Annotated in this window: 13 protein-coding genes; 4 read left to right on the top strand and 9 right to left on the bottom strand. The window is 39.9% G+C overall.

Features of this window, described 5'->3' with window-relative positions; genetic code table 11:
• Nucleotides 1-1,596: an alkyl hydroperoxide reductase subunit F gene (gene ahpF / locus HWV02_RS05520; RefSeq protein ID WP_211689885.1), complete on the top strand. Its 1,596-nt coding sequence runs from the start codon at nucleotides 1-3 to the stop codon at nucleotides 1,594-1,596.
• A gap of 231 nt (nucleotides 1,597-1,827) precedes the next feature.
• On the opposite strand, the gene HWV02_RS05515 is transcribed toward ahpF, so the two are convergent.
• From HWV02_RS05515 to HWV02_RS05475, 9 genes are all read right to left on the bottom strand, one after another.
• Entirely contained in the window at nucleotides 1,828-2,190 is a 363-nt protein-coding gene (locus HWV02_RS05515) for a DUF4440 domain-containing protein (RefSeq protein ID WP_211689884.1), read from the bottom strand.
• A gap of 71 nt (nucleotides 2,191-2,261) precedes the next feature.
• Nucleotides 2,262-3,029 carry an AAA family ATPase gene (locus HWV02_RS05510; RefSeq protein WP_211689883.1) on the bottom strand — a complete coding sequence of 256 codons (768 nt, stop codon included), beginning with the start codon at nucleotides 3,027-3,029 and terminating at the stop codon, nucleotides 2,262-2,264.
• A 21-nt stretch (nucleotides 3,030-3,050) separates the two neighbouring features.
• A complete protein-coding gene (locus HWV02_RS05505; RefSeq protein WP_211689882.1) occupies nucleotides 3,051-3,524 on the bottom strand; it encodes a GNAT family N-acetyltransferase in 474 nt (157 codons plus the stop codon).
• A 77-nt stretch (nucleotides 3,525-3,601) separates the two neighbouring features.
• A complete protein-coding gene (locus HWV02_RS05500) occupies nucleotides 3,602-4,159 on the bottom strand; it encodes a zf-TFIIB domain-containing protein (protein WP_211678855.1) in 558 nt (185 codons plus the stop codon).
• Between the two features lie 217 nt (nucleotides 4,160-4,376).
• Nucleotides 4,377-5,123 (bottom strand): amino acid ABC transporter ATP-binding protein, encoded by a 747-nt coding sequence (locus HWV02_RS05495; RefSeq protein ID WP_370629419.1) that lies wholly within the window; start codon nucleotides 5,121-5,123, stop codon nucleotides 4,377-4,379.
• 66 nt (nucleotides 5,124-5,189) lie between these two features.
• Complete coding sequence (locus tag HWV02_RS05490) at nucleotides 5,190-6,269, bottom strand: amino acid ABC transporter permease (RefSeq protein ID WP_211678854.1); 1,080 nt, start codon at nucleotides 6,267-6,269, stop codon at nucleotides 5,190-5,192.
• Nucleotide 6,270: 1 nt separating this feature from the next.
• Nucleotides 6,271-7,455, bottom strand: coding sequence for an amino acid ABC transporter permease (locus HWV02_RS05485; RefSeq protein WP_211678853.1), 1,185 nt, complete (start codon nucleotides 7,453-7,455; stop codon nucleotides 6,271-6,273).
• 101 nt (nucleotides 7,456-7,556) lie between these two features.
• A complete protein-coding gene (locus HWV02_RS05480; protein WP_211674451.1) occupies nucleotides 7,557-8,570 on the bottom strand; it encodes an amino acid ABC transporter substrate-binding protein in 1,014 nt (337 codons plus the stop codon).
• A gap of 874 nt (nucleotides 8,571-9,444) precedes the next feature.
• Nucleotides 9,445-10,164: an SDR family oxidoreductase gene (locus HWV02_RS05475; protein ID WP_211690532.1), complete on the bottom strand. Its 720-nt coding sequence runs from the start codon at nucleotides 10,162-10,164 to the stop codon at nucleotides 9,445-9,447.
• Between the two features lie 200 nt (nucleotides 10,165-10,364).
• Between HWV02_RS05475 and HWV02_RS05470 the strand changes: the two genes are divergently transcribed.
• The 3 genes from HWV02_RS05470 (at nucleotide 10,365) to glpB (ending at nucleotide 14,438) form a co-directional block, all read left to right on the top strand.
• Entirely contained in the window at nucleotides 10,365-11,294 is a 930-nt protein-coding gene (locus HWV02_RS05470) for a LysR family transcriptional regulator (protein WP_211689881.1), read from the top strand.
• Between the two features lie 167 nt (nucleotides 11,295-11,461).
• Nucleotides 11,462-13,105: an anaerobic glycerol-3-phosphate dehydrogenase subunit A gene (gene glpA / locus HWV02_RS05465; protein ID WP_211689880.1), complete on the top strand. Its 1,644-nt coding sequence runs from the start codon at nucleotides 11,462-11,464 to the stop codon at nucleotides 13,103-13,105.
• Nucleotides 13,095-14,438: a glycerol-3-phosphate dehydrogenase subunit GlpB gene (gene glpB / locus HWV02_RS05460; RefSeq protein ID WP_211689879.1), complete on the top strand. Its 1,344-nt coding sequence runs from the start codon at nucleotides 13,095-13,097 to the stop codon at nucleotides 14,436-14,438. The genes glpA and glpB overlap by 11 nt, the downstream gene beginning before the upstream one ends.
• Nucleotides 14,439-14,442 lie beyond the last annotated feature (4 nt).

The following is a 14,442-nucleotide window of genomic DNA, read 5'->3' as shown; positions in this document are numbered from 1 at the left end:
ATGTTAGACCAAAATATGAAAACTCAGTTAAAGGCGTATTTAGAAAACTTAAAGACGGAAGTACAACTTGTGCTGAGTCTTGATGACAGTGATACTGCACAAAAATTACATACCTTAGCAAATGACATTGCTTCACTAAGCGAAAAAGTAATCGTGATTGAAGATCAAAGTGCGAGCACGCGTAAGCCGATTATGCAGGTAATCAATCCTACCAAACAAACCGCGATTGGTTTTGCAGGTTTACCGATGGGGCACGAATTTACGTCACTGATATTGGCACTACTGCACAGTGGTGGTCACCCAATGAAGCTAGATGCAGAGGTGATTGAACAAATTACTAACCTTGAAGGTGAGATGAACTTTGAAATATTCATTTCATTAAGCTGTCAGAATTGCCCAGACGTTGTGCAAGCATTAAATATGATGGCGGCAACTAACCCAAATATTAAAACAACCATGATTGACGGTGCAGCATTTCAAGATGAAGTAGCTGAACGTAATATCATGGCAGTGCCAAGTGTTTACTTAAACGGAGAGGTCTTCACCCAAGGTCGTATTTCATTAACGGAAATATTATCAAAAGTAGATACTGGCGCAGCAAAAAAACAAGCTACCGCATTAAATGAAAAAGAACCGTACGAAGTACTTGTTGTGGGCGGTGGTCCAGCGGGTGCATCAGCTGCAATTTATGCCGCACGGAAAGGTATCCGCACTGGCGTCGTAGCAGAACGTTTTGGTGGCCAAGTCATGGATACAATGGCTATCGAGAACTTTATTTCGGTAAAAGAAACCCAAGGGCCTAAACTCGCTGCAGCACTTGAAGAACACGTAAAAGAATATGACGTAGATATTATGAACGAACAAAGAGCGAGTAGTTTAGTCAGTGCAGAAAAAACAGCCGATGGCTATATTCATGTTGAACTCGACAGTGGCGCGACATTAAAAAGCCGCAGTGTGATCTTATCAACAGGCGCACGTTGGAGAGAAATGAACGTTCCCGGCGAACAAGAATACCGTAACAAAGGCGTGGCTTACTGCCCACACTGTGATGGCCCGTTATTCAAAGGTAAGAAAGTTGCCGTGATCGGTGGCGGCAACTCTGGTATCGAAGCAGCTATCGACTTAGCGGGTATTGTTGAACATGTCACAGTACTTGAATTTGCAGATACCTTACGTGCCGATCAAGTACTCGTCAACAAAGCCAACAGCATGGCTAATATTGAGATAATTAAACAAGCACAAACCACAGAAGTTATCGGTAACGGTACGCGTGTAACTGCACTTAACTATGTAGACCGTGCGACTGGTGATGCAAAACAGATCGAACTTGCTGGTATCTTTGTACAAATTGGTTTGATGCCAAACAGTGACTTCTTAAAAGACAGTGGTGTTGCTTTATCACCGCGTGGTGAAATTGAAGTGAATGCTAAAGGTGAAACCTCTGTTGCAGGTATATTTGCAGCCGGAGACGTAACCACTGTGCCTTATAAGCAAATCATTATTGCCATGGGTGAAGGTTCAAAAGCCAGTTTAAGTGCATTTGACCATTTGATTCGTACACCTGCACCAACTGATACGGCTAACGCCTATGTATAAACGACAGGTATAAGCGACAACGATATAGACAGTAATAAGATAAATTTGCGCTAGTCCCCACGTGTGAGACTTATCTAACCAGACCCAGTAATCTAAAAAGGTTACTGGTTTTTTTATTATATGACAGCCAACAAATCACGCACCCTGCAATACAAATTGGTCTAACAAGTCATGTATCCTCACGGTAGTCTGGATTAAAATCAGGATAATTTGTCGTCATATACTATACCTTTAAAATGAATCGCACGGAGTGCCTTGATGATATTTCAATTGCCATTGCTCATCATTTAATACCCAAATAGAAACACGTTTCGCAAAGTGACTTTTGATTCCCAATTCATTAACCGACGCTGATTTGTATAATAACATTTGGACAGATGATTCAAGGTTAATACACTCGAAGTCTTGAGAATAGATATAGCCGTTTGATGCTTGCTCTTCTTCCATCATGGCATTGATACTTTGGAAATCATAACTCGTGCCCGACTCTCCGACCTCCTGAAATTCAACATGCAGTAAACGCGTAATTTCAGCTTTATTCTGTCTAATCTCATGTTGATGAAGTGCAATCTCTTGTTCAATTAAAATATTCATCTAGATCTCGATAGATACCATAGTTAACATTTGTACCAACTTTTCCACATAAACATGATCGTTCAATATTCTCATTTTTCTTCCTCTAAAAGTATGTCTAGCATTGACCTATGATTATTCAAGTAATGCTTGGTGACTGAATATGTATCTGTATCTTCATAATCGACTTGTACTAATCCATGTTCACGTATTTCATAAACCGTTGAATTTGGATAAGAAAGCAATATTGGCGAATGAGTGGCAATAATGAACTGGCAACCTTGATTAACAAGTTGATGTAACAAAGTAATCATGGCCATCTGTCGGTTAGGTGATAATGCAGCCTCTGGTTCATCTAAAATGTATAAGCCATTTGCACCAAATCGATTTTGCATTAGGGCGAAAAAAGATTCCCCATGTGATTGTTCGTGTAACGACACACCACCATAGGAGTCGATGACTGGCGGACCGAATGACGGTTCATTATCAAGCCGCTCGATTTCAGTAGCTACATTATAGAAACTCTCAGCCCGAAGAAAATAACCTGTTTTTGGTCTTTTAATCGCTTTAGCAATACGGAGGAAATCGCTAAGGTTGGAGTGAGAACTTCTCGTCGAAAAGTTGAAATTCTTAGTTCCCCCTTCTGGATTAAACCCTTGAGATACCGCAATTGCTTCAAGTAAAGTCGATTTACCCGTGCCATTTTCGCCAACAATAAATGTTACCGCTTCATGAAACATTAACTTATCAGTTAGCCCTCGGATAGCCGGTAAACATAAAGGGTAGGCATCATATCCATCAACTTTATCTTCTTTCAACGTTGCAGAGAGTAAGTAGTGTTTTGAATCAAGTAAGTTCATATTATCCAGGCTGTTTAATTCTCAGAACGATACACTTATATATCTTTCCATTGTAAAGTTAACCAAAGTAACACCATTTCGTTGGAAGGTATTTCTCTTTATTACAGAAAATCCCCGATGCTCGAAGAACGGCTTAGCGATAAATGATGCTTCAACATATAAACGCTCGATATTTCTGAGTTTTGCTTCCGCAAGCAAATGCGCATAAAGTGCAGACGCGACGCCCATCCCCTGAAAGTTTGGGTGTGTGTAAGTACAATCAATATGACCATCGGCATCTAGCTCGATAAAACCAGCGACAAGACCATTGATGATAGCCACAAATGGTCTTTTTTCGTCTAATCGCAGGGACCATTTAGCATAGTCAGGAGGCGTAGAAGCCCAAGCTTCTTTCTGTTCTGGGGTATATACCGAAGGATCAATTGTGTGAACAGATTGATGAAACAAGTCAGCAACCTCAATCGCCCATTCGGCAGAATATGATTTAATTTCCAAAATATTTTATCCCCATCCATAACGCTATCTTTGTGCCTGAACTAAAAACCATTGGGATACCTAGCGCCTTGTTATATTTATTTTTCTGCTGAGTAAGGGTCTTCAGCTAAAAGATATGCCCTTAGATCTGATTTTTGGTCTTGAACTAATAACCATTCACGCATTTGCTTTATTTTGGAATAAACTTCATGACCAAATTTAGCATCGTAAATATCGGAAAAATTATCTTTAGCACTTTTTTCTCGTATCTTTTTTTGCCAGTGTTGAGTCACGACGGCATTTAAACAGCCAGCTAACCCTTCACTTTTTAGCAATTCCCACTCCCCTTTATCTAGCCATATGCCGCCAACGACTGCACTGTAATCCAGCTTATGCTCATTGGTTGAAGATATTCTAAATTTCCGCATTATGCTCCCCGAAGCAGGACAAAGAAGCGCTTGTTTGGAATCTGGGATTTCTGATTCTTCAATAGAGATATCATCAGAAAACTGATAATCAATATTTCTTTCTTTCCATGAAACATAATCTTCGATGAGGATCCAGTTACCGCCACACGATGAACAGGTATGAGCCCTAAATAGCCCTTCGATAAAGCTTGGAAATAAAGCACCGTTTTTACAGCTTGTACAATTCATAATTTTCCTTAATGTAGAATATTGAATAAATTATATTATACATTAATAGGTACTCTTTGTGACTTGAATCCCAATAGTACCGAATGATTAATGATCGTCAGTAGTGGGTTGATAGATCAAAAAAGCCTTACCCCGACCCCATTTGACAACGGATTCAGAGTAAGGCTTCTTAATTGTACCGACTGTTAGTAATCGGTACTGTTGTAGTAGCACTAGCTTAGTGCGATAAAATCTGATCTAAGAACATTTTTAAACGATCTGATTGTGGATTATCGAAGAACTCATGCGGTTCATTTTCTTCAATAATTTGCCCTGCATCCATAAAGATAACGCGGTCTGCCACTTTCTTAGCAAAACCCATTTCGTGGGTTACACAAATCATGGTAATACCTTCATCCGCGAGCTCGACCATTACATCTAACACTTCAGATACCATTTCTGGATCCAGTGCCGATGTTGGTTCGTCAAACAACATGATCTCAGGGTTGATACACAGACAGCGAGCGATCGCTACACGTTGTTGCTGACCACCAGAAAGCTGATTTGGAAACTTATGCGCTTGGTCGGCAATTTTCACACGTTCAAGGTAGTTCATCGCGGTTTTAATCGCTTCATGCCTTGGTTTCTTATGCACCCAAGTTGGTGCTAATAACAAGTTTTCCAATACTGAAAGATGTGGGAACAAATTAAAGTGCTGGAATACCATGCCGACTTGCGAGCGGATATGACGTACGACCTTTACATCATCAATCAAGTCAGTACCGTTAATATTAATTTTACCTTCCTGAAACTTCTCAAGGTGGTTTAGGCAACGAATCGTGGTGGACTTACCCGAGCCTGACGGGCCACAAATAACCACTTTTTCACCTTTTTTAATATTTAAGTTAATGTCTTTAAGTACGTGAAAATCACCATACCATTTGTTAACGCCTTGCATGCTGATCATATTTTCTTGTTCTGACATGATACTTCCTTATACCAATTACCTTACGTAAATGGTCAGTTTAAACTGTAAAATTTACGGTGATTGTTAATGCTCGGTATTATATTTACGTTCTATCACACGCGAGTATTGCGACATGCTGAAACAAAACACCCAATAAATAATAGTAACAAATACGTACCCTTCGATTTCAAAACCAAGCCAACTGGTATCACTATTAGTCAGAGTGACCATTGCAAGAATATCGAATAAGCCAATAATAAGTACCAGCGTTGTATCTTTAAACAGTGAGATGAAAGAGCCCACTAGGTTCGGGATCGAGATCTTTAACGCTTGTGGCAGAATAATCAAAATCATCCCTTGCCAATAGGTTAACCCTAATGACTCACTGGCTTCGTATTGACCTTTTGGAATAGCTTGTAAACCACCACGAATAACTTCGGCAATATAAGCAGCTTGGAACAGTGTGATACCAATTAACGCACGTAATAACTTATCAAACTCGATACCATCGCTAAAGAACAATGGCAGTACTACCGACGCCATAAACAAAATAGTAATGAGCGGTACACCACGAATAAATTCGATAAAACCAATACATAAGGTTTTAACAATCGGCATGTTGTCTGACTGACGCCCTAACGCCAATAAAATACCAATTGGGAATGATGCAATGATACCGACAGCAGCAACCAAAATAGTCAGCATTAAGCCGCCCCACTTTTCAGTACTGACCACTTCAAGTCCTAGTCCACCACGGATCAAGATAAAGCATACAATTGGGTACAATAGCATTGCCGTAAGTTTAATCTTAATATTACCAATGCGTGGCACACCAAATATAAGCGCTAAACTCAACACCGCAACCAGATTTGGACGCCAATGTAAGGCTTCAGGGTAGAACCCATACATAAATTGATCGAACTTTTCGATGATAAATATCCAGCGAGCGCCTTCTTTTACCACTTCCTCTTTAGTGCCACTCCAAGTCGCATCAAAAATCATCCAATCTAATAATGGTGGTATCGTCGAATAGATAAAGTAGATGCCAAGCAGCGTTAACAGTGTATTAGGAATATTAGAAAATAAATTCTCTCGTAACCAGAATACAACACCCTTACTGGTTGAAGGTGCAGGTTTGGCCTCTTTCATCGTATAAACAGCCATATTATCTTCCTTTAATTTCCATTCTTGCATTAACCCAATTCAACAGCAGTGATATAACAATACTGAAAACAAGATACACGGCCATCGTCATTAAAATGATCTCAATAGCCTGCCCAACTTGGTTAAGCGTCGTCCCCGAGAACAAGGTAACAATTTCCGGATAACCAATTGCAGTTGCCAGTGATGAGTTTTTCACTAGGTTAAGATATTGGTTAATAACAGGAGGAATGATCACGCGTAATGCTTGCGGTAAAATAACTTTACGTAAGATCACATACTCTTTTAAACCCAACGATTTGGCTGCTTCTTTTTGCCCTTGGGGTACAGATTCAATCCCCGCACGCACTGCTTCTGCAATATAAGTAGCAGTATAGATACTTAACGCAAAGATCAGCGCAAGTAACTCAGGGATAATCGTAATCCCGCCTTTGAAATTAAACCCTTTTAATGCTGGATATTCAGCACTAATTGGTTGACCCGTAATAAAGAATACAAGTAAAGGTGCTGAAACCAAAATAGCCAGAGACACTTTCACTAAGGGAAATTCTTCACCGGTTAAGTCATGACGTTTAGTCGCCCATTTAGCAAGAAATACGACACTGATACACGCCAGAACAAACGCAATAAGAATAAAGCTACTGCTCGATTCGAAGATCGGATCTGGAATAATTAAACCACGGTTATTAATGAAGACAGAATCAAAATAAGAAATGCTTTGTCGTGGGCTTGGTAACGCAGCAAGTACCACGTTATACCAAAACAATATCTGTAATAAGATAGGTATATTACGGAATGTTTCAATGTAAACCAACGACAGTTTAGCAATTAAATAATTTGATGATAGACGACCAATACCAACCATTAAGCCAATAATTGAAGCTAAAACAATACCAATAACACCTACTAGGATTGTATTTAATAAACCAACAATAAATACATCTAAAAAAGTCGAGGTTGTATCATCATAGTGAATAAGCGATTGACTGATACCAAAACCAGCTGTTTCACTTAAGAACGAAAAACCTGTGGTAATCCCCCTTTTTGCTACATTATCAAACATGTTGTTAACGAAGTAAAAAATGCATAAAATCACAACAGCCAAAGAAATAACTTGGAAAATAATCGCGCGATTTTTGGGGCTGTTAAATAAACCATTGGAGGTCGGGGCGAGCTTTGAATTATTCATAACAAAATAAACCTTTTAAAAAGGGGGCCAGGCCCCCGATATACCAAGGTCACTTCAGCATATGCGTGCTGATAAGATGATGAAGTGACTAAGGTATTAATTTATCGAATTGGCATTGCGTACATTAAACCGCCTTTATTCCATAAATTATTGATGCCGCGATCAATGTTAAGAGGTGAATTTTTACCTACATTATTCTCGAACATTTCTTCATAGTTACCAACTTGCTTAACAATTTGGTAAGCCCAATCTGCTTTAAGCCCTAAGTTTTCACCCGCTTTACCAGATACACCTAATAGGCGTTTCACAGATGGATTAGCTGATTTTAATTGCTTATCAACATTGCTTGCTGTTACACCTAGTTCTTCTGCTTCTAGTGTTGCAAACATGGTCCAGCGCACGACGTTAAACCATTCATCATCACCCTGGCGAACAACAGGGCCTAAAGGTTCTTTAGAAATGATCTCTGGTAATACGACTGCCGATTTAGGATTGTCTAATTTGATTTTTAAACCGTATAACTGAGAGGCGTCAGATGTAACTGCGTCACAACGGCCTTTTTTGAATGCATCAATTGTTTGACCTGATGTATCAAATGTAACGGCTTTATATTCCATGTTGTTTGATTTGAAATAATCGGTTAGGTTAAGTTCGGTTGTTGTACCGGCTTGGATACAAAAAGATGCTCCGTCGAGTTGTTTCGCAGATGTTACACCAAGTTCTTTTTTAACTAAGAAACCTTGGCCATCATAATAGTTAACCCCCGCAAAGTTTAAGCCAAGTGAAGTATCACGCGTTGCAGTCCAAGTAGATGAACGTGCTAACACATCAATTTCACCACTTTGCAATGCTGTGAAACGCTCTTTAGCAGTCAGTGGAATAAATTTCACTTTCGATGCATCACCTAATACGGCGGCTGCAACTGAACGACAAAAATCAACATCGATACCTTTCCAAACACCTTTTGAATCAGTCGCTGAAAAGCCTGGAATCCCTGTCGATACACCACAGTTCAATACGCCTTTTTTCATCACCTTATCTAATGTAGCAGCATTAACTAAATTCGGTAATGTTGATGCTAGACCTAGTATTAAAGCTATTTTTGTAACCTTCATATTAATTTCCTTGTCTATTTTTATTATTTTAAATATCAGTCTGAAGAAGCTAATCGCCACTTGAAAGTGTTATTTTCTCTGATTCGGGAACACGAAATAATCATAAGGGAATTTTTATACAACATCTACGCAGCAACAATCGATTAACAAAAGCATTAACAACTATTTGATCGCGATCACAAACTTAACACTTAATTAACACAACAGCGGTTATTTAAGGTGAATAATACTTTATGGATATTCACATTAAGGCTTTTATCCATATTAAAATCAATAATGGCAAGTAATATGCTTTTAAGATTAACAACTATTTAACACATTTTTTTTATATCGACACCATAGTCAATCACCCTGTTCATAAGCCCTCTCAAGTATTAAAGTCACTTTTAACGTCGTTCGTATATAGAATTAATTTAAACATGTATAAATGTAACAATACTGACAAGCCAAGCCTTATCTAGCCCTCTCGATAACAAAGACAATCTTATAGTCCGTGTTAAATGGTTGATAATATCATGTGACTCTCCTCCGATGAGCATCAGCAATATTCTGTTGCATAGCTCACACAATAGAACAATGATAGTGACGAACACAGCCGATACGTCAGTTAAGTCAGTATTAACTATAGGTCTTAAACACGAAAAGTGAGCGGGAAGCGTATGATGAGATTGCAGAGTATCGATTTAATGTTAATGTTGATCGGTCAGGATAATGTAAAGTTTATACCAATTGTATAGCTCCTTTTATCTTAGCTAAACAATGTCATCTTCAAGCATGAAATAAGTGCGAATAATCTGTTTATTCGTTGTGAAACGGGTTACTCGCACTTTTAAAATATAGCACCACTCAAACAAGTCGTGGTAATAGATATCTATTAAGGTTCTTGACGTGTACTTGCTAATACGATCTCACGGATACATACATCTTGTGGTTGTGCGTAAGCAAATTCAATTGAACGTGCAACATCATCAGGTGCAAGTATATTACCCATCGTTGATTTCCACTCTTCGTAACCCGCTTTAATGTCTTCTGAAGTTGTATGTGATAACAATTCAGTTTCAACAGCACCCGGAGCGATAGTAATTACACGCACATCAGACGTTGCCACTTCTTCACGAACATTTTCAGTAATAGCGTGTACCGCAAATTTAGTACCACAATAAGCAGCATGCGCACCAAATGTTTTACGACCAGCAACTGAACTAATATTAATAATAGTGCCTGTGTTACGGGCTTTCATTGGCGCAAGTACAGCTTGCATGCCGTTTAATAATGCAATCACATTAATATCGAACATGGTTTTGAATTCTTCAGCAGGCTGGGTATCGATTTGACCTAATAACATCATACCAGCATTGTTAATCAATAGATCTGTTGGACCGTATAACGCTTCTGCTTTAGCAAGTGCAACGTGAAATTCGGCGTGAACCGTTAAGTCTACTTTTTCACATAAACAGTTTGGTAAACCTAGCGCTTCAAGTTTTTCAACACGGCGAGCAACCAATAATAACGGGTGACCAGCGGCGCTTAAACGCTTAGCTGTAGCTTCACCAATACCTGAACTTGCACCTGTGATCACGACTAATTTTTTCATCATATTCTCTCTATTTTTGATTATATTCATACCCAAAAACGAATCTTTCAATGTTAGATCTAAGCGCTTCTGAGTGGATGAAAGAGAGTATATACAAATGATTATTGTTGATATATACACAATAAAGAACATAACTGTTACGTTTTAAACTACAATATTGAATATTTACTTTTACTCCATTTAATCAATACAGGTATAGCATGCAAAGTAATTCTTCTCTTGCCGACATCCGCGCTTTTGTAACTATTGCTGAACAAGGAAGCTTTACCAAAGCCGCTGAAGTTCTACAGTCATCTCGCGCCCATGTATCCCGTCAACTCGCACAGCTAGAGCAACAGTTAGGTGTGCAATTGATTATTCGCACAACTCGAGCGCAGCGCCTTACTCCTGTTGGCGAACAATTCTTTCAGCAATGCCTTAACTCGCTGCAATCGATTAACCAAGCCGTGATCGCAGCCAAAGATGATACCGAACAATTAAAAGGCAACATTTGTATTAACTGTGTTGGCGGAGTGATTGGCGAGGATATCTTAACGAACATTATCAGCGAGTTTAATTTACAGTACCCCGATATTGAAGTTGAGCTCGACTTTAGTAGTCCTCGTGTAGATTTGATTGCAGAAGCTTTTGATTTGGTCGTGCGCATGGGGGAGTTAGAAGATTCAGGCTTGGTCGCTAGAAAGCTCACAGACATTAAAGTGCAGGTGTTAGCCAGTCCTGATTACCTTGCCAAGCACGCTGTCGTCGCTCATCCAAAAGATTTAGAACAACATAACTGCTTAACCGGTAGTATCAAGCGCTGGCGCTTCCATCAAAAATCACTTCAACACAATAATGCGCCAATACACGAAGTAGAGATATACGCGAAGGGTAACTTTAGTTGTAAGAGTGGGCGTGCATTAATTAACGCCGCTAAGAATGGTAATGGTATTGTGCGATTACCCGAACTGTATTGCGACACTGAAATTAAGGCCAATACCTTAGCCCCTGCTTTAATATCAGCATCGCATGAAGAACAATGGCACTCACCGAATGTACCGCTGTTTCTGCTGTATCATCGCAATCGTTATCAACCCGCTAGATTAAAAGTATTAATTGATTTTATTTGCCAACACTTTAATCAATTTTAAACCTGACAATAACAGGGCATTAGTCGTAATAGAACAACCTCACGTATAAATGTTCGAATAAGAACCTTAAATCACTCATTCGAACATTAATGATTAAGATCAATTCATCAACAATTATATTAGTCATACTTATAAATAGTTAATTGACATGAATATATGGATGAATCATGGGAAAGATAGGCCGTTTCAATACCGAAGTATTAATCATTGGTGGTGGCGCGACTGGCACCAGTATTATGCGCGATTGCGCATTACGTGGCATAACATGCATATTGCTTGATAAAGGTGATATCGCCTCAGGTACAACAGGCCGTAATCATGGTTTATTACATTCCGGCGCGCGTTATGCAGTCACAGACAGCGAGTCAGCACGAGAATGTATTCAAGAAAACAAGATCCTCAAAGCTATCGCTAGTCACTGTATCGAAGACACTAGCGGGTTATTTATTACCTTACCAGAAGATGAACTAGATTTTCAACGTACCTTCATTGACGCATGCAGTAGCGCTGGTATCGACACACAAAGACTCACCCCACAACAAGCTATCGACCTTGAACCGAATGTAAACCGAAGTCTACTCGGCGCAGTCAAAGTCCCTGATGGCACTCTTGACCCATTCCGTTTATGTGCATCGAATGTATTAGATGCAAAAAACCATGGTGCAAAACTGCTTACCTATTCGATGGTAAAATCCTTAATCCGTATTGGCGATCGTATCATTGGCGCAAAATGTATTAATACTCGTACCAATGAACGGTTTGAAGTATACGCCCAAGAAGTTGTCAATGCGGCGGGAATTTGGGGTAAAAACATTTGCCACTACGCAGAACTAAACGTGCAAATGTTACCGGCTAAAGGATCGTTATTAGTATTCGAACACCGTATTAATGATCTAGTTATCAACCGTTGCCGTAAACCTGCCGATGCCGATATTTTAGTGCCCGGTGATTCAATTTCGTTAATTGGTACCACTTCCGAAGAAATTGATTACAAAGATATCGACTCCCTCAAAACCAGTGAGAGAGAAGTTAATATCTTAATTGAAGAAGGAGCAAAACTGGCACCAATACTCGCACAAACTCGAGTTTTACGGGCTTATGCTGGTGTTCGTCCCCTCGTTGATGTGGGGGGGGGTGATGGCCGAAACATCAGCCGCGGTATCGTATTATTAGATCATAAACAACGCGATGGTTTAGCCGGATTTAACAGTATTCTTGGTGGTAAGTTAATGACCAGTCGTTTAATGGCTGAAATGACCACCGATCTTATTGCCAGCAAACTAGGAAATACCAGCGGTTGTACAACCCATTTACAGTCACTACCCGGTTCTGTTGTTAATAAAAAGAGTAAACCTCAAAAAACAATCTTCACAACCAAAGCAGCCACTCACCGTCACGGTGAAAATGCAGTTGCCACATTTGACCAAAGCACTAAAGGTAAATCCATTGTCTGTGAGTGTGAAATGGTGTCTGTTGGTGAGATTGAATACGCCATCAAACAACTCGATGTCACCAACTTAGTCGATTTAAGAAGACGTACCCGTCTCGGGATGGGGTCGTGTCAGGGTGAACTGTGTACCTATCGTGCTTCCAGCCTATTTTGTGATTTTGCCAACTGTAGCGGTCATGAATCAAGTAAATTATTAATGCAGTTTTTTGAAGAACGCTGGAAAGGCATTAAGCCGGTGTTATTTGGTGATGCACTACGAGAAGCCGAGTTTACCTATTGGCTGTATGAAGGACTTTTCGGCGCAACAGACATTAACAAGCTAGGCGAAAAACAAGAAGATAAGGAATATTATGAAATTTGATAGCATCATTATTGGCGGTGGTATTGCAGGCTATACCGCGGGATTACGCAGCCTCGAAGCTGGATTAAAAACAGCTATCATTTCAAATGGTCAAAGCGCCCTGCACTTTTCATCAGGCTCTATCGACCTACTTTCGCATACGCCAACGGGCAAGGCCATTCGTAATCCTGCAGCGATATTTGACAAATTTACCGATGAATTTCCTAGCCATCCTTATAGCAAGGTAGGTAAAAACACCGTATTTGAATCGCTTGAATGGTATAAAAACTTGCTCACCAACGCTGGAATTTCATTACTGCAGCAAGACAATGGTGACAATCATCTGCGTATCACCCCACTAGGCACATTAAAATCGACCTGGTTATCGCAACCTTATGTGCAGCAGCTACCAATGCGCCTAACGGAACATAGCATCACGCAAATTGTAGTCGTGCAAATTAATGATTTCCGCGATTTCAATGCCAAAATGATGACGGATAATTTGATCCAAACACCTGAATTTAAAGACGTTGAAATAAGTAATACCAGCATTTCGATTGATGGATTCTCAGGACTGAAACGTAATGCTTGTGAACTGCGTTCGATTGATATTGCCCGTATCTTAAGTAACGAAAGTGAGGTTGAAGCACTAGCAACTAAGCTAAAGGCTATCGCAACATCTAATGACTTGGTGATCATCCCCGCAATTACAGGTAATGGTATGGGGCTGTCTGTCCTTAACAAATTACACGCATTAACCAATCTGACGTTTCATGAAGTACCGACTATGCCACCTTCAATGTTGGGGATCCGCCTTGAAGAAACCATGATTGATTTATTCATCAAGCGTGGCGGCATGCTGTTAAAAGGCGATCAAGTCACCCATGGTGATATGGCAGAAGATAACGGCAAGTTAACCCTTAAGCGCATTTACACCCGTAACTTAGAAACCATGCCATTAACCGCAGACAACTATATTTTCGCATCTGGTAGCTTTTTTAATAAAGGGTTAATTGCTCACCATGACAAATTGCAGGAGCCTGTTTTTGATTTGGACATGAACAGCCTTGAAGCACGTAATTCATGGTACAACACGCAATTTTTTGCCGCTAACTCACAACCCTTTTTATCTTTGGGGATCAAAACCAATCACGCATTCAATCCTATGTTAAAAGGGAAAGTGGTCAATAACCTATTCTGTGCAGGTTCGAATTTAGGTGGCTACGATCCTATCGCCGAAGGCTGTGGCAGCGGTGTCGCGATCAGTACTGCTTATCAAGCCGTAAATCAGTTATTACAACAACGTAGCGTAAAAGCTCATTCACAACAACCAATCAGCAACAGCTTGGCATAAGGGG

This window comes from Moritella sp. 28 (assembly GCF_018219435.1).
GTDB lineage: Bacteria > Pseudomonadota > Gammaproteobacteria > Enterobacterales > Moritellaceae > Moritella.
The sequence above is the reverse complement of the archived record's forward strand: the minus strand, read 5'-3'. Positions and strand labels throughout refer to the sequence as shown.

Bases quoted from the DNA above. Each gene is read 5' to 3' on its own strand.
- ahpF (WP_211689885.1), top strand. From the start codon at position 1: ATGTTAGACCAAAATATGAAAACTCAGTTAAAGGCGTATTTAGAAAAC.
- HWV02_RS05515 (WP_211689884.1), bottom strand. From the start codon at position 2,190: ATGAATATTTTAATTGAACAAGAGATTGCACTTCATCAACATGAGATT.
- HWV02_RS05510 (WP_211689883.1), bottom strand. From the start codon at position 3,029: ATGAACTTACTTGATTCAAAACACTACTTACTCTCTGCAACGTTGAAA.
- HWV02_RS05500 (WP_211678855.1), bottom strand. From the start codon at position 4,159: ATGAATTGTACAAGCTGTAAAAACGGTGCTTTATTTCCAAGCTTTATC.
- HWV02_RS05495 (WP_370629419.1), bottom strand. From the start codon at position 5,123: ATGTCAGAACAAGAAAATATGATCAGCATGCAAGGCGTTAACAAATGG.
- HWV02_RS05490 (WP_211678854.1), bottom strand. From the start codon at position 6,269: ATGGCTGTTTATACGATGAAAGAGGCCAAACCTGCACCTTCAACCAGT.
- HWV02_RS05485 (WP_211678853.1), bottom strand. From the start codon at position 7,455: ATGAATAATTCAAAGCTCGCCCCGACCTCCAATGGTTTATTTAACAGC.
- HWV02_RS05480 (WP_211674451.1), bottom strand. From the start codon at position 8,570: ATGAAGGTTACAAAAATAGCTTTAATACTAGGTCTAGCATCAACATTA.
- HWV02_RS05475 (WP_211690532.1), bottom strand. From the start codon at position 10,164: ATGAAAAAATTAGTCGTGATCACAGGTGCAAGTTCAGGTATTGGTGAA.
- HWV02_RS05470 (WP_211689881.1), top strand. From the start codon at position 10,365: ATGCAAAGTAATTCTTCTCTTGCCGACATCCGCGCTTTTGTAACTATT.
- glpA (WP_211689880.1), top strand. From the start codon at position 11,462: ATGGGAAAGATAGGCCGTTTCAATACCGAAGTATTAATCATTGGTGGT.
- glpB (WP_211689879.1), top strand. From the start codon at position 13,095: ATGAAATTTGATAGCATCATTATTGGCGGTGGTATTGCAGGCTATACC.